Raw genomic sequence first — 19424 nt, forward strand, 5'->3', positions numbered from 1 at the left:
CTTCAACCGGGGTTGAGGTTCGTCACTCCGCGGGCCGGTCCGCCGACCAGAACGCGGCGAGCGCGGCGGCGGTTTCGGCGGGGCGGTCGACGTTGGGGGAGTGGTCGGCACCGTCGATGACGGTGCGGTGGGCGCGTAGCCGGCGCGCCATGTCGTCCATCTCGGCCACCGGCCAGACGTAGTCCGACGTGCCCGTCAGCACGTGGACGGGCAGCGGCAGGCCGGCCAGCTCCGCGGTCCTGTCGGGCTCCTCGCGCAACTGCCGGGCGGTGGCGATGATCTGGCCGGCGCTTGTGCCGAGCCAGCGGCGGTGCAGGAAGTCCTCCACGGCGGTGGGGGTGCGCGCGTCGGCGGCCTCGGGCGGGTCGAAGGCGCGCATGGCCTGCCAGACGGTCTCCATGTCGTGCGTGGCCAGGGTGTCGCCGAGGAGCTTGGCGCGGGACTGCTGCTCGTCGCAGACGGCGCCCGGGCCACTGCTCATGAGGGTGAGCGAGGAGAACGCGCCGGGGGCACGGAGGGCGGCGGCCCGGGCGATGTGGCCGCCGAGGGAGTGCCCCAGGACGTGGGGCGGCGGGTCGTCCGGTGTGGCCAGCGCGGTGGCCAGCGCGAGGACGTCCTGCGCGAGTTCGTCCTGCGTGTACGCGGCCTCGTCGGCGGGGCCCTCCGACTCGTACTGCCCGCGGCCGTCGACGGCGATCACGCGGTAGCCGGCGGTGGCGAGCGGTTCGAGCAGGGCGATGAAGTCCTCCTTGCTGCCGGTGAACCCGGGCAGCAGAAGCGCGGTCCCGCGTACGGGGCGCCCGGCCCGCAGGGCGGCGAACACCCCGCGCGGGGTCTCGACCTTCAGGGCCTCGGCCCCGGCCGGCAACGTGACGAACGGCGGCTTGCTCATCCCCCGACCCTAGCCCCGGCCGTACGCACCCCGGGCACCCACCCCGCTGCGCGGGCGGGCGGAGGCGCCGGCTCCGGCCGGGGCGGCGCCACGGTACCGCCGCGCGTGCCGGCGGGCAGCGACTTCGCCGCGCCCGCCGTGGCGGGGCGCGGGAGGCCGCGGTGCCGGATACCGCCGCGCCGTGGCGCGGCCGGGTACCGGTCGCCGCTCGCGCGTGCGGCTCGTGCAGCGGCTTCGCCCCGCCCGCGGACACACCGCGGGCCCGGGCCGTACGTCGTGACGTACGGCCCGGGCCCGGAAGGGTTCTGCTACTCCGCCGCAGGCGTGCCCGCGCTGCCGCTGCCGCTGCGGGTGCGGCGACGGCGGCGGCGCGGCTTGCGGGGTGCGGCTGCCGCGTCCGGTGCGGTCGCGGCCGGCTCCGGTGCGGTCTCCGCCGCTGCGCCGGTGGTGGCCTCGGCGGCCTCGGCGGCCTCCTCCGCCACCGGGCGCCCGCTGCGCGTGCGGCGGCGCTGCCGCTGCGTACGGGTGCGCTTGGGACGCTCCTCGGCGGCGCCCCCGCGGCGCGCGCCCGCGCCGCGGCGTCCGCCGCCGGTCTCGCCCAGGTCCTCCAGCTCCTCGGCGCCGAGCCCGGCGCGGGTGCGCTCGGCGCGCGGCAGCACGCCCTTCGTACCCTCCGGGATGCTCAGTGCCTCGTACAGGTGCGGGGAGGTGGAGTACGTCTCCTCGGGGTTCTCCAGGTTGAGGTCCAGCGCCTTGTTGATCAGATGCCAGCGCGTGATCTCGTCCCAGTCGACCAGCGTGACCGCCGTGCCGGACGCGCCCGCGCGGGCGGTGCGGCCGATGCGGTGCAGGTACGTCTTCTCGTCTTCCGGCGTCTGGTAGTTGATCACGTGCGTGATGCCGGCGACATCGATGCCGCGCGCCGCCACGTCCGTGCAGACCAGCACGTCGACCTTGCCGTTGCGGAACGCGCGCAGCGCCTGCTCGCGCGCGCCCTGGCCCAGGTCGCCGTGGACCGAGCCGGCGGCGAAACCGCGGCGGGCCAACTGCTCGGAGACGTCCGCGCACGTGCGCTTCGTACGGCAGAAGATCATGGTCAGCCCGCGGCCCTCGGCCTGCAGGATGCGCGCCAGCATCTCGGGCTTGTCCATCGAGTGCGCCCGGAAGGCGTGCTGCTCGACGGCGGCGACGGTCGCGCCCTCGTCGTCCGGCGCGGTGGCGCGGATGTGGGTGGGCTGCGACATGTAGCGCCGGGCGAGGCCGATGACCTGCCCCGGCATGGTGGCCGAGAAGAGCATCGTCTGCCGCTTGGCGGGCAACTGCTGGATGATCTTCTCGACGTCCGGCAGGAAGCCGAGGTCGAGCATCTCGTCGGCCTCGTCGAGCACCAGCACCTTTATCTTCGACAGGTCCAGCTTGCGCTGCCCGGCGAGATCGAGGAGGCGGCCGGGGGTGCCGACGACGACGTCGACCCCCTTCTTCAGCGCCTCCAGCTGGGGCTCGTACGCCCGGCCGCCGTAGATCGACAGCGCCCGGACGTTACGGACCTTGCCGGCGGTCAGCAGGTCGTTGGTGACCTGCACGCACAGCTCGCGGGTGGGGACGACGACGAGCGCCTGCGGGGCGTTCGTCAGGGCGCCGGGGTCGGCGCGACCGGACTCGACGTCGGCGGGGACGACGACCTTCTCCAGCAGGGGAAGGCCGAAGCCGAGCGTCTTACCCGTACCGGTCTTGGCCTGGCCGATCACGTCGGTGCCGGCGAGGGCCACGGGAAGGGTCATCTCCTGAATGGGGAAAGGAGTGGTGATTCCCACGGCCTCCAGGGCCTCAGCAGTCTCGGGGAGGATCCCCAGGTCTCGAAACGTGGACAGGATGCTTGCCTCTTCTGTCGGTCGCGGCGAGCGGCGGGGGACGGGGGTCGTACCGCGCGAGGTGGCGCGGGACCACTTCTTCCGTCTCTCGGGCGCTCCAGCCGCGAGAATTCCCTCCGGCGGTGTGCCGTACGGCGGGACAGGCCGCACGGGCCCCGCTGAGAGCGGTCGGGGTCGGAGCCGATCGGGCCACCGACCGGGCATCCTTCAGTACATGCTTCCCACGCGCCTCCGGGCTCACGCCCGCGGCGTGGGGACCCGCCGTGACCGGCGAGTGCTATACCACTCTACCTAAAATCGTGCAGCCGTGTTGTGCGATGTCTCATAGTCCACTGGCTGACCAGGCTCTTCCCAGGTGCGCACGGGCCGCTATTCTCCGCCCCATGGACTCTGCCTCTGCCGACGAAGCCACCCCCCAGGACCCCGGTGACAACGGGAACCCCGGTGACGACGGGGACACCGGTGACGACGGGGACACCGGTGACGACGGGGACACCGGTGAGAACGGGAACCCATCCGGTGTAGCCGCCGAGGACTGGGCGCAGGCCGCCGCCGACCCGCAGTACCGCGCCGCGGTCGTGGACCTGCTCGGCGCCCTCGCCTACGGCGAGCTGGCCGCGTTCGAGCGGCTGGCGGAGGACGCGAAGCTGGCGCCCGGCGTGGCGGACAAGGCGGAGCTGGCGGCGATGGCCGCCGCCGAGTTCCATCACTTCGAGCGGCTGCGGGACCGGCTGGCGGAGATCGACGAGGACCCGGCGCGGGCGATGGAGCCGTTCGCCGCCGCGCTGAACGAGTTCCACCGCCAGACGGCTCCGTCCGACTGGCTGGAGGGGCTGGTCAAGGCGTACGTCGGCGACTCGATCGCCAGCGACTTCTACCGCGAGGTCGCGGTCCGGCTGGACTCCGACACCCGCTCTCTGGTGCTGGGCGTGCTGGACGACACCGGGCACGCGACGTTCGCCGTCGGGAAGGTCCGCAGCGCGATCGAGGCCGACCCGCGGGTGGGCGGCCGGCTGGCGCTGTGGGCCCGGCGGCTGATGGGGGAGGCGCTGAGCCAGGCGCAGCGCGTGGTGGCGGAGCGGGACGCGCTGTCGATGATGCTCGTGGGCGGGGTCGCCGACGGGTTCGACCTGGCGGAGGTGGGACGGATGTTCTCGCGCATCACCGAGGCGCACACCAAGCGGATGGCGGCGCTGGGTCTTTCGGCGTAGCTCAGCGCACCGGGCGCCCCGCGAGGTACGCCGCCGCGGGGCGGCTCCGCTCCGGGTTCTTGACCAGCAGCGAGAGCATCGCCGCCGCGAACGCCCCGGCGACCGGCAGGACGATCGGCAGGTTCCCCGCGCCGAGCACCGTGTGGGTCAGGGCGGCGCCGAGCACGGCGGCCCCGGGGCCGGTGGCCAGCGTGAGATTCCGGTGCCGGAACCGATCCGGATAGCGGGAGAGTGCGGCCAGCGCAATCGCCAGGCCGATGACTGCGGAACACACGGCTGTCAGAACCATCTCGCGCCCGCCCTTCGTTGGGTCCCCAACTGCTGGGTCGAATCGGACGCTCCGGATCTACCCGCATGGATACGCGGGCAAACGACGGCCCCCCGGTGACGGGCACCGGGGGGCCGGACGAACGGTGAAGCGGTGGAATCCGCCCTCAGAGGGCGCCGAAACCCACCTTGCGCGCGGTGGGCGCGCCGATCTCCACGTAGGCGATGCGGCCCGACGGCACGAGGATCTTCCGGCCGCGGTCGTCGACCAGGGTCAGCACCTCCGTCTTGCCGCCGAGCGCGTCCGCCACCGCGCTCTCGATCTCTTCGACGGACTGCCCGCTCTCCAGGCTGATCTCACGGGGGGCGTGCTGCACGCCGATCTTGACCTCCACGGCCTGATCCCTTTCGGTCAGTTGGATGTACGTGTGCACACTAACCCGGCGTGCATACCCCGCGGGACCGATGCCTGCACGCCCGCAGCGAACACCGCCGCGGGCCGCCTCCCGCCGGCATCCCCGCCAGCCCGTGCTACGGCTGGTCCGGGCCTCCGTGCAGGGGGAAGCCGGCGATGCCGCGCCAGGAGAGCGAGGCGATCAGGCGGGCGGCGGCGTCCCGCGGGATGGGCTGGCCGGAGCCGAGCCAGTACCGCGCGGTGATCTGCGCCATGCCGCACAGCCCCACCGCGAGCAGCATCGCCTGCTCGACCGGCAGGTCGGTGTCCTCCGCGATGACCTCGCTGACCGCCTGCGCGCAGTCCAGGCTGACCTTGTCGACGCGCTCGCGCACCGCGGGCTCGTTGGTCAGGTCGGACTCGAAGACCAGCCGGAAGGCGCCGCCTTCGTCCTCGACGAAGGCGTAGTACGCGTCCATCGTGGCGGCGACGCGCTGCTTGTTGTCCGACGTGGACGCGAGCGCCGCCCGCACCGCCTTGAGCAGCGCGTCGCAGTGCTGGTCGAGCAGGGCGAGGTAGAGCTCGAGCTTGCCGGGGAAGTGCTGGTAGAGCACCGGCTTGCTGACGCCGGCGCGGTCCGCGATGTCGTCCATGGCGGCGGAGTGGTACCCCTGGGCGACGAAGACTTCCTGGGCCGCGCCGAGGAGCTGGTTGCGGCGCGCCCGACGGGGAAGCCTCGTACTGCGTGGACGCGTCTCGGCCTGCTCCATGGCTGTCACTGCGCCTCCTGGTTCCTCAGATGATCGCCCCCGGGACGCCGGGCCTGTCCGGCGGGCCGACCGCAGGTGCCATCGTACGTGCGGGTAATCGTCAGGCGCTCCGTCGCTGCGCGAAATTTCATCGGCCCAGGACCGGGTCGAACCGGGGCAATGCAGCGCAGGTCATCGGTATTCGTCCTCGTTTTGTTCGACGACGCGGGCCTGGTCGGCGGCGTCCGCGGGGTTCACCTCGTCGCCGTGGTGCTCGCCCGGCGTGACGTCCTCGTCGCCCTGGTCCACCTCGGCGCGCTGCTCCGCGGCGTCGGCCTCCGGGGTTTCTTCGTCCGGCTCCCCGGGGTCGTCCGCCGTACGGGCGGCGCCCGGATCGCGGCCGGGCTCGTCGAAGGTGTCCGAATCCTGCGGGTCGACCGCCATGGCGTCGTCTCCCTCTCCGCGTCGTCCGTCACCCGGACTTCGGGCACAGTTTCGGGCGATGCCCTCCATACGAGCGTAAGAGAGGGCGCTTTCCGCCGCGAGGCGGCTTGTGAGAGCGAACACATGAACCACAGCGTGACTGTCTCGTAACATTGCCCCCATGCCGTCGACAGAGCGCTCTCTGGCGGGCGACGAAGCATCCCCGGCACCCGGTCCTTCCGGGGCCGTGCCGCCCCCTTCCCCGCAGGCCGGGAGCGGTGTCACGCGACGGCGGGTGACGCTCCCCGGGCTCACCCTCGCCGTCCGCGGCCACCCGCCGGCCGATGCGGGGCTGCCGCCCGCGGTGTACGTGCACGGGCTTGGCGGCTCCGCGCTGAACTGGTCGGGTCTCGGTCCCCTGCTCGCCGGCCGCCTCGCCGGCGACGCCGTCGACCTCCCCGGCTTCGGCGACTCCCCGCCCCCCGACGACGGCGACTACTCACTCTCCGGCCACGCCCGCGCCGTCATCCGCTACCTCGACGCCGCCGAGCGCGGCCCCGTACACCTCTTCGGCAACTCGCTGGGCGGCACCATCGTCACCCGCGTCGCGGCGCTCCGCCCCGACCTGGTGCGCACCCTCACCCTCGTCTCCCCGGCGCTGCCCGAACTGCCCCCGCAGCGCACCGCGGTGCCCACGGCGCTGCTCGCCGTGCCGGGCGTCACCGCGCTCTTCGCCCGGCTGACCCGGGACTGGACCGCGGAGCAGCGCACGCGCGCCATCCTCGGCCTCTGCTACGGCGACCCGCAGCGGGTCAGCCCGGAAGGCTTCGCCGAGCACGCGCGCGAGTACGCCCAGCGCATGCGGCTGCCGTACCACTGGGACGCCATGGAGCGGTCGGCGCGCGGCGTCGTCGGCGCGTACACCCTGGGCGGGCAGCACTCGCTGTGGCGGCTGGCCGAGCGGGTGCTGGCGCCTACGCTGCTCGTCTACGGCCGCCGCGACCAGCTCGTCTCGTTCCGGATGGCGCGGCGGGCGAAGACCGCGTTCCGCAACTCGCGGCTGCTGACCCTGCCGGCGGCGGGGCACGTGGCCATGATGGAGTACCCGGAAGTGGTGGCCAGAGCGTTCACCGAACTGCTGGACGAGTACGAGACAGGGGCCGCCGACACGAGCCCCGGCGGGAGCTGACACACACGGTGGGCAGGCACAGCGCGACCGGCAAGGGCAAGAAGCAGGCGCGGGACAGCGGGACCGGGGCCGGGGCCGGGAGCAGGCCCGGGACCGGGGCCCGTCCGCCGCTGCCGCGGCGGGGGGACACGGGGCCGATCCCGCGGATCAGCGACACGGGTCCGGTGCCGAGGGTGTCCGACACGGGTCCGGTGCCGCAGGTGCCGGGGCACGGGCAGACGGTCATGGGCTCGGGGGAGATGCCGCGGTTCGGCGATACGGGCCCGATTCCGCGGGCCGGAGGGACCGGGCCGATCCCGCGGATCAGCGATACGGGTCCGGTGCCGCGGGTGACGGACACCGGTCCGGTGCCGCGGGTTTCCGGTACGGGGCCGGTGCCACGGGCCGCCGGGACGGGGCCGATTCCGCGGGTCGGGGACACCGGTGCGGTGCCGCGGGTCACGGACACCGGGTCGATGCGGCCGTTCGGTGGCACGGGCGCCGTGCCGCGGGTCACCGACACCGGGTCGATGCGGCGCGTTGCCGCGCCCGGGGGGCCGCCCCCCGCGCACGGGATGCCGGGTGCGCTCCCTACCTCCCGCACGGTCCCCCTGGACGACACCGGCGAGCGCCCCCTGGGCCACCCCGAGCACCGGGAGCCCGGCGGCGGGTGGGGCTCGCCGCCGTACGAGCAGCCCGGCGGCGGGCCCCGCCCCGCCACCGTCGCCGCCACGCCCACGCCCGTACGGCAGGACTACCTCGACGCCTTCGACGGCCCCGGGCCCGGCCGCACCGCCGAGCCCGACGCGCGCCGCCCCGGCGACGTGCCGGGGCCGGCCCCCGCCGCGGAGGACGACCGCGGCTGGCCCTGGTCCGACGACGGCGACGGCTTCGACGACGGCGACGGGCCGCCCGACGAGGTCGCCGCCGCCCTGCAGTCCACCGGCGGCGGCCACCGGCGCCACCGGCAGCGCACGGCCAACCGCGGCCGGGTCGCCACCGGCGTCGCCGCCGCCGTCGTGACGTGCGCGCTCGCCGCCGCGATCGCCGGGCAGGTCTCCGACGGCCGCGCCAAGCGCGCCGACGCCGCGGCCGCCGACGCGCGCAAGCAGCGCGCCGCCGACGACGCCGCCTCCCGCTCCGGCGACCGCGAGGACGGCTCCGGCCAGGACGACAGCCAGGACGACAGCCAGGACGACAGCCCGGGCGGCGGCGGGGGCGCGCGGGCCGTCCCCGCCACGTACGCCGAGAAGATGGCGGCCACGTACCCCCTCAGCCGCAACCTCACCGGCTCCGGCAAGCTCACCGCGGTGCCCGGCGGCGACAAGGCGCCCGGCCGCGGCGAGGTCGTCCGCTACCGGGTGGACGTCGAGCAGGGACTGCCGCTCGACGGCGAGCTGTTCGCGTCAGCCGTGCACAAGACCCTCAACGACGAGCGCAGTTGGGGCGGCCGGGGCGACCGCACCTTCGAGCGCGTGGGGCCGGGCGAGGAGTCGGTGTTCGTCATCACCCTGGCCAGCCCGGGGACCACGGACGAGTGGTGCGCCAAGTCGGGCCTCGACACCAGCGACGAGGACGTGTCCTGCGACTCCGCTGCCACGGAGCGCGTGATGATCAACGCCTTCCGGTGGGCGCAGGGTTCACGGACCTTCGGCGAGGACATCCACGGGTACCGGCAGATGCTCATCAACCACGAGGTCGGCCACCGGCTCGGGCACGGGCACGTCGGATGCGAGCGGGACGGCGCGCTCGCGCCGGTGATGATGCAGCAGACGAAGACCCTGTCGACGGACGGCGCCACCTGCAAGCCCAACCCCTGGCCGTTCCCGCGCGACTGACGCGCGGCTGACCGTGCGACTGACGCGCGGCTGACGGCGGCGGGCAAAACGCCCTACACCCCGAATAGTCACGGGTATTCACCCCTTCCGGTGGTACGACGGACAACCGTCCATCGCGCTGCCCCCTCTCGTGCGTACCGTCCTCCCACCGGATGCAGTCACAGCAGTCTCGGGGGTGTTCTCGTTGCGCATCGGCCTTGTCGCGGAGGGCGGATTTCCGTTCGCCGCGGGCGAGTCGCCGGGGTGGTGCGACCGGCTCGTGCGCCGGCTTGCGCACCACGAGTTCGAGGTTTTCGCGTTTGCGGTGGATGCGGCGCAGGAGACGTCGGGGCTCGTGCCGCTGCCACCGCAGGTGCGCGCGGTGCACGTCGCGCCGCTGTGGCGCCCGGTGCCGGGCGAGCGCCGCTACGGGCGCGCAGAACGGCGCCGGTTCGCCGGGCACTTCACGGACTTGGCGTGGTCGCTGGCGGCGGGGAACGCCGGGGAGGAATCCGGGGACGGGGCCGGGCAGGACCGTTTCGCTTCCGGGTTGTACGGGCTGGCGGAGCTGGCCAGGGACGCGGGCGGGCCGGGGCGCGCGCTGCGCGCGGAGCAGGCGGTGCGGATCCTGGAGCGGGTGTGCCGGGCGCCGGGCGCGCCCGCGGCGGTGCGGGGGGCGCGCGTCGCGGAGCTGCTGGCGGTGGCGGCGCAACTGGACCGGGTGCTGCGGCCGTTGGGCGCCGGGTGGTACGGGGAGGGCTGCGGGCCGGCCGGGGGGCTGGCCGGAGTCGGCGTGTCCCACGCGCTGTCCGGTGGTACGGCGGCGCTGCCGGGGCTGCTGGCGCGGCGGCCCGCCGCCCACGCGGGCTACCGCGACCACTGCCGTGCGCTGGCCGCCCGCCTTTTCCCCGACGAGGTCCCCGACGCGGTGGTGTTCGAGAAGATCGGCGGCCCGGCGGTGCCGGACAGCGCGGCGGCGTACGCGACCGGCGGGACCGCGGTGCTCTCCAGCGCCGTGGCGGGCTTCCCGGTGGGCCTGGTGGAGGCGATGTTCTGCGGCCGGGCGACGGTCTCGACGGACGTCGGCGCGGTACGGGAGGTCATCGGCGGCACGGGTCTCGTGGTCCCGCCGCGGAACCCGCGCGCGCTCGCGGACGCCTGCCTGGCGCTCCTCCGCGACCCCGCGCGCCGGGCGCGCCTGGGTGCGGCGGCGCGGGCACGGGCGCTCGAACTGTTCGCGGCGGAGCGGAACGCGGCGGCGTTCGAGAGCATCTACCTGGACCTGGCCGCCCGCGGCCCGGCCCCCACGCCGGCGGCCACCGCCGCTGCCCCGCACCCCTTCGCGTACCCCCCGGAAGCACGCCTGGCGGCTGCGCCGGCACCGCCGGCACCCGACCGGGACGCGGCGGCCCCGGGCGCACACCCCGTGCTTGAGGGGGCCGACCGATGACGGACGGTCCGAGAGCGGCCTTTGAGCCGCGGACGCGGACACCCGGGACGGGGGCGGGCACGCCGCCGACGCCGGCGGAAGACCCGGCGGAAGACCGGGCAGAAGACCGGGCAGAAGACCGGGCGGACTGCCTGGAGGAAGCTTTCGGCCCCCGCCAGGATCCCCCCGCCGCAACCGCTTCGCAGCGCGCCGCAGCCGCCGGCGCGACGCGCCCCGCCCCGGACGCCCCCGACGCGCGGCCGGGTACCACCCCGCCTGCCGCCGCCGAGCCCCCGCACCGCACGCCCGGCCACGCACCGCCCGCCGCAGGCGATCCCGTACGCGGGCTCATGGACCGGCACCGGGCGTGGTGCCGCCGTGCCGTCGACCCGCTGGAGGTCGCCGCCGGGCTCGAGGCGCACGGCGTGACCGACCGGGCCGCCGTGCGCTGTCGGCACCGGGACGTGTTCTCCCTCGCCGAGGAGATGTACGTACGGACCCGCCCGCCCGGCGCCGAGCCCCCGCTCCCCGCCGGGCCCCGGCCTCTCTTCCTCGCCCGCCTGCTCGCCGTGCACGGCTTCCCCCGGGCCGCCGCGTACGGCCTCGCCGCCGGGCTGCGCCGCGCAGGTCACGGCGGTGCTGCTGGTCCTGGCCGCCCGGGTTCCCGGGCTGGCCGCGCTCGGCCGTCCGGTCGAGCTGCTGGCCGCCGGCGCCGCAGGTTCCCGTACGGCCGCCGTGCCTGCGGTCGCCTGCGGCGTCGCCGCGCTCGCGCTGCTGGCGTACGCCGGCGGCGCACTCACCCGAGCATCAGCTCATCGCAAGGAGCACACGAGATGACCGCACCACCACTGGCCACGCCCTCCTCGGACGACGGGGGTGCGCGATGAGGGTGTTGCTGATCGGCGGCACCGGCTTCGTCGGCCGCTACGTCGCCGACCGCCTGCTTGCCGACCCTGCCGTCCAGCTCACCGCGCTCGGCCGCGGCGACGACGCCGACGTGCGGTTCGACCTGTCGTCCGGCAGCCCCGGCGCGCTGACCCGGTTCCTCGACGCCGTGCACCCGGGCGTCGTCGTCAACTGCGCCGGCACCACCCGCGGCAGCGCCCGCGATCTGACCCGGCACAACACCGTCGCCGTCGCCACCCTCTGCGAGGCCATGCGGCGCAGCACGTGCTCGGCGCGGCTGGTGCACCTGGGCTGCGCCTCGGAGTACGGGCCCTCACCGGCCGGCTCGTCGACGGCCGAGGACGCGCTGCCGCGCCCCGGCGGTCCGTACGGGGTGAGCAAGCTGGCCGCGACCGAGCTGGTGCTCGGCTCCGGTCTTGACGCGATCGTGCTGCGGGTGTTCTCGCCCGCGGGCCCGGGCACCCCCGCGGGCTCCCCGCTCGGCCGGCTGGCGGAGGCGCTGCGGCGGGCGATGCAGCAGGGCGACGGCGAGCTGAAGCTCGGCGGGCTCGGCGCGCAGCGGGACTTCGTGGACGTACGGGACGTGGCGCGAGCCGTGCACGCCGCGTCGCTGTCGGCGGCGCAGGGCGTGGTGAACATCGGCGGCGGGCGCGCGGTGCGGCTGCGGGACGCAGCGGCGGCGCTGGCGCGGATCGCGGGGTACAGCGGCCAGTTGCACGAGTACGACACGACGCTGACCGGCCGGATCCCGCAGCCCGCGGGCGCCGGCCACGGCCTCGGGCACGGCGGCCACGGCCCGGGGCACGGGATGGGAGGCGGCATGGGCCACGTGGGGCACGCCGCGGGACCCGGGCACGGACCGGGGCACGGCCCCGGCCACAGCACGAACGGCGGTCCCGGCACGGAACCGGCGGCGGTCGCCGCGGCGTATCCGTATCCGGACGGGTGCGGCGCCTGGCAGCAGGCGGACATCAGGACGGCGCGGGACCGCCTCGGCTGGCGGCCCCGTACCGGAATCGAGGAGAGCCTTGCGGATATCTGGATGGAGGCGGCATGCCGCATCTGAGAGCTGACCGGGCCGGCGCACCGGCCGGTGGCGCCGCCGTGCTGCGTGACCTGCCGGGGCCCCTGCCCGCGCCCGAGGGCCGGTGGCGGCTCCCGCCGCAGCCGGCCGAGACCCCCCTCGGCCTCGGCGTCCCCGGCTACGCCCACCCCCTCGTCGCCCCCGCCGAGTGGGGCGAGCTGACCCGGCCCGCCGCCGCCGGCGCCGTCCACTGGGCGGTGCTCGACGTCGCCGGCGGGCCCGGCGCCCAGCCCGACCCGCACTGCCTGGAGGCCGCCGGCCGGCTGAAGTCGGCGCGGGTGCGCGTCCTCGGCCGGCTCGACCTGCGCCACGGCCGGCGGCCCTTCGGCGCGCTGGTCGGCGACGCCCACCGGTTCCTTCAGTGGTACCGCGTCGACGGCTTCTACCTCGGCCGCTGCCCCGCCGGCCGCGAACAGCTAGCGGAGGTGCGGCGCGTCACGACGACGCTCGACGCGCTCGCCCCGCGCGCCCACGTCGTCCTCGGCATCGGCACGCACCCGTACGCCGGCTACGCCGAGGCCGCCGACCAGCTCGTCACCTTCGCGGGCGCGTGGGCGGACTACCGCTGGTCGCAGGTGGCCGAGTGGACCGCGGAGCACCCCGCCGAGCGGTTCTGCCACCTGGTCCACGGCGTACCCCCGACGCATCTCGACGAGGCTCTGCGGGTCGCCCGCTGGCAGGGCGCGGCCTCCGTGTTCTTCACCGACCGGCCCGGCTGGGAGGCCCTGCCCGGCTACTGGGACGACCTCGTCTCGCGTCTCGGACAGGGTGTCTCGGAATGAGGAGGAGCGTGGCACTGTTACCGGAAGAACCACTGTGCTCTCACACGCTTACGGAGTCCCCGTGTCGCTGCCACCGCTGGTCGAGCCCGCCCCCGAGCTCTCCGTCGACGAGGTCCGCAGGTACTCGCGCCACCTGATCATCCCGGACGTCGGGATGTCCGGCCAGAAGCGGCTGAAGAACGCCAAGGTCCTCTGTGTGGGCGCCGGCGGTCTCGGCTCGCCGGCGCTGATGTACCTGGCCGCGGCGGGCGTGGGCACGCTCGGCATCGTCGAGTTCGACGAGGTCGACGAGTCGAACCTGCAGCGCCAGGTCATCCACAGCCAGGCCGACATCGGCCGGTCCAAGGCCGAGTCCGCCCGCGACACGGTCCTGGGCATCAACCCGTACGTGAAGGTGCAGCTCCACCAGGAGCGGCTGGACTCCTCGAACGTGATGGAGATGTTCGCGCAGTACGACCTGATCGTCGACGGCACGGACAACTTCGCCACCCGCTACCTGGTCAACGACGCCTGCGTGCTCCTCGGCAAGCCGTACGTGTGGGGCTCCATCTACCGCTTCGACGGCCAGGCGTCGGTCTTCTGGGCCGAGCACGGCCCGTGCTACCGCTGCCTGTACCCCGAGCCCCCGCCGCCCGGCATGGTGCCGAGCTGCGCCGAGGGCGGCGTGCTGGGCGTGCTGTGCGCGTCGATCGGCTCGATCCAGGTCAACGAGGCCATCAAGCTGCTCGCCGGCATCGGCGACCCGCTGGTCGGCCGGCTGATGATCTACGACGCCCTGGAGATGCAGTACCGCCAGGTCAAGGTCCGCAAGGACCCGGACTGCGCGGTCTGCGGCGAGAACCCGACCGTCACCGAGCTGATCGACTACGAGGCGTTCTGCGGCGTCGTCTCCGACGAGGCGCAGCAGGCCGCGGCCGGCTCCACGATCACTCCGAAGCAGCTCAAGGAGTGGATCGACGACGGCGAGAACATCGACATCATCGACGTCCGGGAGCCCAACGAGTACGAGATCGTCTCGATCCCCGGCGCCCGGCTGGTGCCGAAGGACGAGTTCCTGATGGGCAACGCCCTGGAGGGGCTGCCGCAGGACAAGAAGATCGTCTTGCACTGCAAGACGGGTGTCCGGTCCGCGGAAGTCCTGGCGGTGCTGAAGTCGGCGGGCTTCGCGGACGCGGTCCACGTCGGCGGCGGCGTGGTCGGCTGGGTGAACCAGATCGAGCCGGAGAAGCCGGTCTACTGACGTACGGCGCAGGAACACAGCGTGCCGCCGCCGGAGCGATTCCGGCGGCGGCACGCGCGCGTCTGGGCGCGGAAAGCGGTGACTACTTCCGGCAGGTCGTGTCGTTCCGCGGCGCGCGGCCGTCGAGCAGGTAGGTGTCGACCGCCTCCTGCGTGCAGCGGCTGCCGCTGCCGTACGCCCCGTGCCCCTCGCCGACGCGCGTCAGCTTCACCGCCACGTCGCCGCCGAGCGCGTCGACCATCCCCTGGGTGCCCTCGTACGGCGTCGCCGGGTCGCCGGTGGTGCCGACGACCAGGATCTTGTCGGCGCCCACCGCGTCCGCCTGCGGCGTCGAGCGCTTGCCCGTCACCGGCCAGCCGTCGCACGAGGCCATGCCCCAGGCCATGAAGTCGCCGAAGACCGGCGACGCCTTGCGGAACTCCGGCAGCCGCTCGCGGATGTCGGCCGTGGAGTAGCGGTCCTTGGTGTCCGCGCAGTTGACCGCGAGGAACGACGACTGGAGCGTGTTGTAGTGCCCGTCGGGCTCGCGGCCGTTGAGCGCGTCGGCCAGGAGCAGCAGGGTCGCGCCGTCGTCGTCCTCCGCCTGCGTGAGGCCCTGCGTCAGCAGCGGCCACAGCTCCTTGGAGTACAGGGACTGCGCGATGCCCCCGGTCGCCAGCGACTCTGTCAGCTCGCGGCCCGAGGTGCCCGGGACCGGCTTGCCGTCGAGCCGGTTCAGCAGGTCCGCGACGTCGCCGGTGGCGACCGCGGGCGTGTCGCCTGAGCCGTCGCCGAGGGGGCACTGATCGCCCTGCTTCGCGCAGTCCTCGGCGTAGTTCTCCAGCGCCCGCTGGAAGCCCTTCGCCTGCGCCAGTGAGCGCTGCGCGCTGTTCTGCGTCGGGTCCACGGGGCTGTCGAGCACGGCCCGGCCGATCCGCTCGGGGAAGAGGTGGGCGTAGACGGCGCCCAGTTCCGTGCCGTAGGAGATGCCGAAGTAGTGCATCTTGTCGTCGCCGAGCGCGGCGCGCATGAGGTCCATGTCGCGGGCGGCGTTCGCGGTGCCGACGTACGGCAGGATCCTGCCCGCCTTCTTCTCGCAGGCGGCGGCGAAGTCGTGGATCCGGTCGAGGTACGCCTTCTCCTCCGCCCGGTCGTCGGGGGTGTTGTCGGCGGCGAAGTACGCGTCGAGCGCGCGGTCGCCGTAGCAGCGCACACCGTCGCTGCGGCCCACGCCGCGCGGGTCGAAGCTGACGAGGTCGTAGCGCTTGTGCAGCGTCTTGTACTGGCCGGCGAGGCCCGGGAGGGTGTCGATGCCGGAGCCGCCGGGGCCGCCGAAGTTGAAGAGCAGCGAGCCGATGCGCTCGGCCCGCGGCCCGGTGGCCGCGGAGCGGATCATCGCGATGCCGATCTTCTCCCCGTCCGGCTTGTCGTAGTCGAGCGGTACGTCGAGCGTGCCGCACTGCCAGTCGGCCTTGGTGACCGGCGCCCCCGGCGCGGGTTCGGGGAGGTCCTTGCACGCCCCCCAGTCGATGCCGGCGGCGACCGCCCCGGTCTCCCGGTCGCCGGCGCGCTCGGACGACGACGCGATGCCGCAGCCGCCCGCGGCCAGGGCGGCCAGCAGGGCCGCGGTGACAGCGGTGACGGCGGTGGTCAGTCTGGTGGCCCGCACAGCGGCTCCCCGGTCTTGGCGGTGGCGGACTGCCATCGTCCGGCGGTGCGCGGACCGCCGCGCGCTGCACGCAGCGTACGGGTGAGCGGCCGGGGGCCGGTGCGCGGGACCGCTGCGCGGCGCTCCCCGTACCCGCTACAGCGCGCCCTTGCGGGTCAGGTGCGTGAACGACAGCCACCCCGGCAGCACCGGCATCCAGAATGTCAGCAGCCGGAACAGCAGCACCGCCGACAGCGCCGTGTCGCTCGGCATCCCCGCCGCCGTCAGGCCCGCCGTGAGCGCCAGCTCCACCGCGCCCACACCGCCCGGCGTCGGCGCCGCCGACCCCAGCGCGTTGCCGGCGAGGAAGACGACCGCGACGCTCGCGAAGCTGAGGTCGCCGCCGAAGGCCCGTACCGAGGAGTCCAGGCAGAGCACGAACGACAGCGTCATCAGCACCATGCCGCCGATGCCCGCCGCCAGCTTCTGCGGGCGCTGGAGCACGTCCAGCATGCGCGGCACCACGCCCGCGAACAGCGACCGGATCCGCGACGACACCGCTTTGCGCAGGAACGGTACGGCGGTGATGATCAGGATCAGCACCGCCGCCGCGAGCAGGCCGGCGATGACCGTACGGGACGGGGACAGCGACGGCGTCCGCTCCGTCCCCGTCAGATAGCCGAAGGTCAGCAGCAGCAGCACGTGGCTGCCGAGCCCGAAGAGCTGCGAGGCGCCGACGCTGGCCACCGCCAGGCCGGGCCGTACGCCCGACTTCTGCAGGAAGCGGGTGTTGAGCGCGACCCCGCCGACCGCCGCCGGGGCGACCAGCTTGACGAACGAGGCGGCGACCTGCGCCAGCACCGTGCGCCCGTACGGCACCCGCTCGGGGACGAAGCCCAGCAGCGACAGCGCGGCGGCGAGGTAGGTGGCGGCGGAGAAGAGCGCGGCCAGCGCCGCCCAGCGCCAGTTCGCCTGCGCCAGCACGTCGCCGACCTGGACGTGGGTGAGCTGCGTCAGCAGGAAGTACGCGGCGAAGACGCCCGCGATGATGCTGACGAGCGTCCGCGGCCTGATCCGCTCGATCCGCACCGGCTCCACCGGCGCCTGCGGCCGGATCAGCAGCACGTGCTGGCGGATCTGCGTGAGCACGTCCTCCTCGCGGGCCTCGTCGAGGGCGCCCTCGATCGCCCGCTTCTCGGCCTGCTTGGCGGCCCGCTTGCTCTTGCGGTCCCCGTCCGCCGGCTGCTTGCGCGCCCGCGATGCCTCGATGACCGCCTCCCGCTCGCGCGCCGCCCGCTCGCGGGAGAGCCGGCGCAGCTCCGCGCGGGTGTCGCGGGTCAGCGCGATCGGCTGCAGCAGCGGCAGGGCGTCGGCGACCGCGTCCGGGCCCAGCACGTCCACGGCCGCGACGACCGCCCGTTCGGCGCCGACGCGCAGCGCGAAGGTGGTGAGCAACTGGGCGATGTCCATGCGCAGCACGACGTCGCCCGCGGCGATGTCGCCGTTGCTGAGGTCGGTGAGGATCACCGTGCCCGAGCGGGTCACCAGCACGGCGTTCCCGTCGAGCCGGCGGTGCGCGATACGGCGCGACTGGAGCGCCTCGACCTGCCGCCAGCTCTCGCGCATCAGCCGGTCGGTGAGGGCCTCGTCGGCGACGGTGTCCAGCGGCCGGCCGCCGGTGTGCTCGTAGACGAGCATGACCGCGTCGGGGCCGAGGTCGGAGGTGGCGATGAGTTTGGGGGCGTTGGCGCCGGCGGCGATCGCCGCGTACGACAGCAGCGCCTCCTGCTCCAGTGCCTGCCGCAGCGACTGCATGCTGCGCCGCTGGTAGACGCCGCGCAGGGTCAGGCGGCGCCAGGCACGGTAGAAGAAGCCCTGGGCCTGCTGCTCGCGGTCGACGACGGTGACGTCCAGCGGCGGGCCGTCCTCCAGTGTGACGACGAACCGCCGCCCGCGGCCGTCGCCCTCCAGGTCCGGCTGCTCCTCCGGCACCAGCGCGCTGACCGGGCGGAAGCCGACCCGGCGCAGGCCGGCGAGGAGGTTGCGCCCGGTGGGGCGGACGTTGGGGGAGCCGACCGCGTACATCGTGCCGTAGGCGACGGTCCAGCCGATGAGGACGGTGAGCAGGATCGCGAACGGGGTGGTGTACCCGCCGACGAGCACCGCGAGGCCGTCGAGCACCAGGACCGTCCACATCAGCACGCGCCAGCGCGCGTGCCGGGCCATGCCGACGGCGGTCATGTACGCGATGACGGGGGCGAGATACCCGTGTACGGGGTCGGTGCGCTCCCCGTCGCGGGCGATCTGCGTCAGCGCCCCCTGCACGGAGCCGGGGGCGGCCTCGGAGACCCAGAGCGAGACGGCGAGCCCGGCGCCGTGCGCGAGCACCGCGGCGAGCACGCCGTCGGCGATGCGCAGGCCGTCGCGTTTGACGAGGCGTTCGACGGCGAAGGCGACCGGGACGATGAGGACGGCGATGCTGGAGGTCAGGCCGCCGAGGGTGACGACGAACGAGGGCGTGTACTCGGCGCCCTTGGTGATGTCCTCCTCCAGGCCCTCGGTGGTGGCGTGCGCGACGGTGGCGAGGCCGAGGACGGCGGCGATGCCGAGGAGGCCGAGGAGCAGCCGCATGAGGTCGGAGGGGCGGTGCACGCGGGCGGGCAGGAGGGGGTCGTCGCCCTCGACCGGGCCGGGTGCGGCGCGGCGGCGGGAGTCGTGGCGGCCGGTGGCGGGGGAGTGCGGGCGGGGGGTGTCGTAGAGGCCGCGGGTGTCCTCACCCTCCTCGTCGCGGTCCCGGCGGGCAGGGTTCTGTGCCTCCGTGGCCGGCTCTGCCGGCGGAGGCTCGCCCGCGGACTCGCGCCGCATGCCCTGGGTTGTCCCGTCTTCGTCTCGTATCACCAGTCACCGCCCGCACGATGGTGGCACGAGCATGTCCTTGATGGTCGCATCCGGGTGGGCTTTACAGCGGTACGCCCGCTGACAGCCGCCGCGCCGGACTGTCGGCGGTCTGCGGCAGGATGGGGCGGATGGACGACGCGACGCCGGCCGCCGGCCCTCCGGGCTCGGACGCGGTTCTTCTGGACGAGTATGCGGACCGGGTGCTCTGCACGGCAGAGGGCATCCCGCCGGGCCGCGTGATGACGTACGGGGATGTGGCGGAGTTCATAGCCCGCGGCGGGCCGCGCCAGGTGGGCCGGGTGATGGCGCTCTACGGGGGCGCCGTGCCCTGGTGGCGCGTGGTGCGCGCGGACGGCCGGCTGCTGCCGGGACACGAGCGCGAGGCCCTGGAGCAGTACCGCGTGGAGGGCACGCCGCTGCGTGCCACCACCACGGGTGAGCAGCGCATCGACATCCGCCGGGCCCGCTGGGACGGCAGCGGTGACGGTGTCGAGGGTCATATCTGACAGCTTCCGGCACCGGGTGCCAAACGGCCCGGGCCGCCGCCCGTACGGAGTACGGTTCGGCAACCGGCACCTGACCCCCGACCCCTCCCGGCCGCCCGATCTCCCACCCCGGCGAAACATGTGAGCACTTTGTCCGTCTCCTCTCCGGCATACCGGCTCG

The 19424-nt window shown here is 74.6% G+C and carries 17 protein-coding genes; 9 read left to right on the forward strand and 8 right to left on the reverse strand.

The window, feature by feature from the left end; genetic code table 11:
* Nucleotides 1-22: 22 nt before the first annotated feature.
* Together B124_RS15555 and B124_RS15560 are read right to left on the reverse strand one after the other, a co-directional pair.
* On the reverse strand, nt 23-892 hold the full coding sequence (locus B124_RS15555) for an alpha/beta fold hydrolase (RefSeq protein ID WP_496503424.1): 870 nt from the start codon (nt 890-892) through the stop codon (nt 23-25).
* A gap of 308 nt (nt 893-1200) precedes the next feature.
* Nucleotides 1201-2673: a DEAD/DEAH box helicase gene (locus B124_RS15560; protein ID WP_496503425.1), complete on the reverse strand. Its 1473-nt coding sequence runs from the start codon at nt 2671-2673 to the stop codon at nt 1201-1203.
* Nucleotides 2674-3146: 473 nt separating this feature from the next.
* Between B124_RS15560 and B124_RS15565 the strand changes: the two genes are divergently transcribed.
* Complete coding sequence (locus B124_RS15565) at nt 3147-3974, forward strand: ferritin-like fold-containing protein (RefSeq protein ID WP_496503426.1); 828 nt, start codon at nt 3147-3149, stop codon at nt 3972-3974.
* Nucleotide 3975: 1 nt separating this feature from the next.
* On the opposite strand, the gene B124_RS15570 is transcribed toward B124_RS15565, so the two are convergent.
* From B124_RS15570 to B124_RS15585, 4 genes are all read right to left on the reverse strand, one after another.
* Nucleotides 3976-4263: a hypothetical protein gene (locus B124_RS15570; RefSeq protein WP_496503427.1), complete on the reverse strand. Its 288-nt coding sequence runs from the start codon at nt 4261-4263 to the stop codon at nt 3976-3978.
* 145 nt (nt 4264-4408) lie between these two features.
* Nucleotides 4409-4636, reverse strand: a complete 228-nt coding sequence (locus B124_RS15575) for a DUF3107 domain-containing protein (protein WP_496503428.1) — start codon at nt 4634-4636, stop codon at nt 4409-4411.
* Between the two features lie 136 nt (nt 4637-4772).
* On the reverse strand, nt 4773-5414 hold the full coding sequence (locus tag B124_RS15580) for a TetR/AcrR family transcriptional regulator (RefSeq protein ID WP_496503429.1): 642 nt from the start codon (nt 5412-5414) through the stop codon (nt 4773-4775).
* A 162-nt stretch (nt 5415-5576) separates the two neighbouring features.
* Nucleotides 5577-5828: a hypothetical protein gene (locus B124_RS15585; RefSeq protein WP_496503430.1), complete on the reverse strand. Its 252-nt coding sequence runs from the start codon at nt 5826-5828 to the stop codon at nt 5577-5579.
* A 160-nt stretch (nt 5829-5988) separates the two neighbouring features.
* Here B124_RS15585 and B124_RS15590 point away from each other — a divergent pair, with 160 nt between their 5' ends.
* From B124_RS15590 to moeZ, 7 genes are all read left to right on the forward strand, one after another.
* Nucleotides 5989-6996: an alpha/beta fold hydrolase gene (locus B124_RS15590; RefSeq protein ID WP_496503431.1), complete on the forward strand. Its 1008-nt coding sequence runs from the start codon at nt 5989-5991 to the stop codon at nt 6994-6996.
* A 347-nt stretch (nt 6997-7343) separates the two neighbouring features.
* Entirely contained in the window at nt 7344-8813 is a 1470-nt protein-coding gene (locus B124_RS15595) for a DUF3152 domain-containing protein (RefSeq protein ID WP_496503500.1), read from the forward strand.
* A 175-nt stretch (nt 8814-8988) separates the two neighbouring features.
* Nucleotides 8989-10242, forward strand: a complete 1254-nt coding sequence (locus B124_RS15600; RefSeq protein WP_496503432.1) for a glycosyltransferase — start codon at nt 8989-8991, stop codon at nt 10240-10242.
* A gap of 615 nt (nt 10243-10857) precedes the next feature.
* Nucleotides 10858-11058, forward strand: coding sequence for a hypothetical protein (locus B124_RS15605; protein WP_496503433.1), 201 nt, complete (start codon nt 10858-10860; stop codon nt 11056-11058).
* Between the two features lie 46 nt (nt 11059-11104).
* A complete protein-coding gene (locus B124_RS15610) occupies nt 11105-12193 on the forward strand; it encodes an SDR family oxidoreductase (RefSeq protein WP_496503434.1) in 1089 nt (362 codons plus the stop codon).
* A complete protein-coding gene (locus B124_RS15615; protein WP_496503435.1) occupies nt 12181-12993 on the forward strand; it encodes a spherulation-specific family 4 protein in 813 nt (270 codons plus the stop codon). Before B124_RS15610 ends, B124_RS15615 begins: the two co-directional genes overlap by 13 nt.
* A 61-nt stretch (nt 12994-13054) precedes the next feature.
* On the forward strand, nt 13055-14233 hold the full coding sequence (gene moeZ, locus B124_RS15620) for an adenylyltransferase/sulfurtransferase MoeZ (protein ID WP_496503436.1): 1179 nt from the start codon (nt 13055-13057) through the stop codon (nt 14231-14233).
* Between the two features lie 82 nt (nt 14234-14315).
* On the opposite strand, the gene B124_RS15625 is transcribed toward moeZ, so the two are convergent.
* Both B124_RS15625 and B124_RS15630 read right to left on the reverse strand, forming a co-directional pair.
* A complete protein-coding gene (locus tag B124_RS15625; protein ID WP_496503437.1) occupies nt 14316-15881 on the reverse strand; it encodes an alpha/beta hydrolase in 1566 nt (521 codons plus the stop codon).
* Nucleotides 15882-16016: 135 nt separating this feature from the next.
* Entirely contained in the window at nt 16017-18725 is a 2709-nt protein-coding gene (locus B124_RS15630; RefSeq protein ID WP_496503438.1) for a lysylphosphatidylglycerol synthase transmembrane domain-containing protein, read from the reverse strand.
* A gap of 161 nt (nt 18726-18886) precedes the next feature.
* Here B124_RS15630 and B124_RS15635 point away from each other — a divergent pair, with 161 nt between their 5' ends.
* On the forward strand, nt 18887-19264 hold the full coding sequence (locus B124_RS15635) for an MGMT family protein (protein ID WP_496503439.1): 378 nt from the start codon (nt 18887-18889) through the stop codon (nt 19262-19264).
* Nucleotides 19265-19424: the final 160 nt, after the last annotated feature.

The sequence above is a fragment of the Streptomyces sp. CNP082 genome, assembly GCF_059570535.1.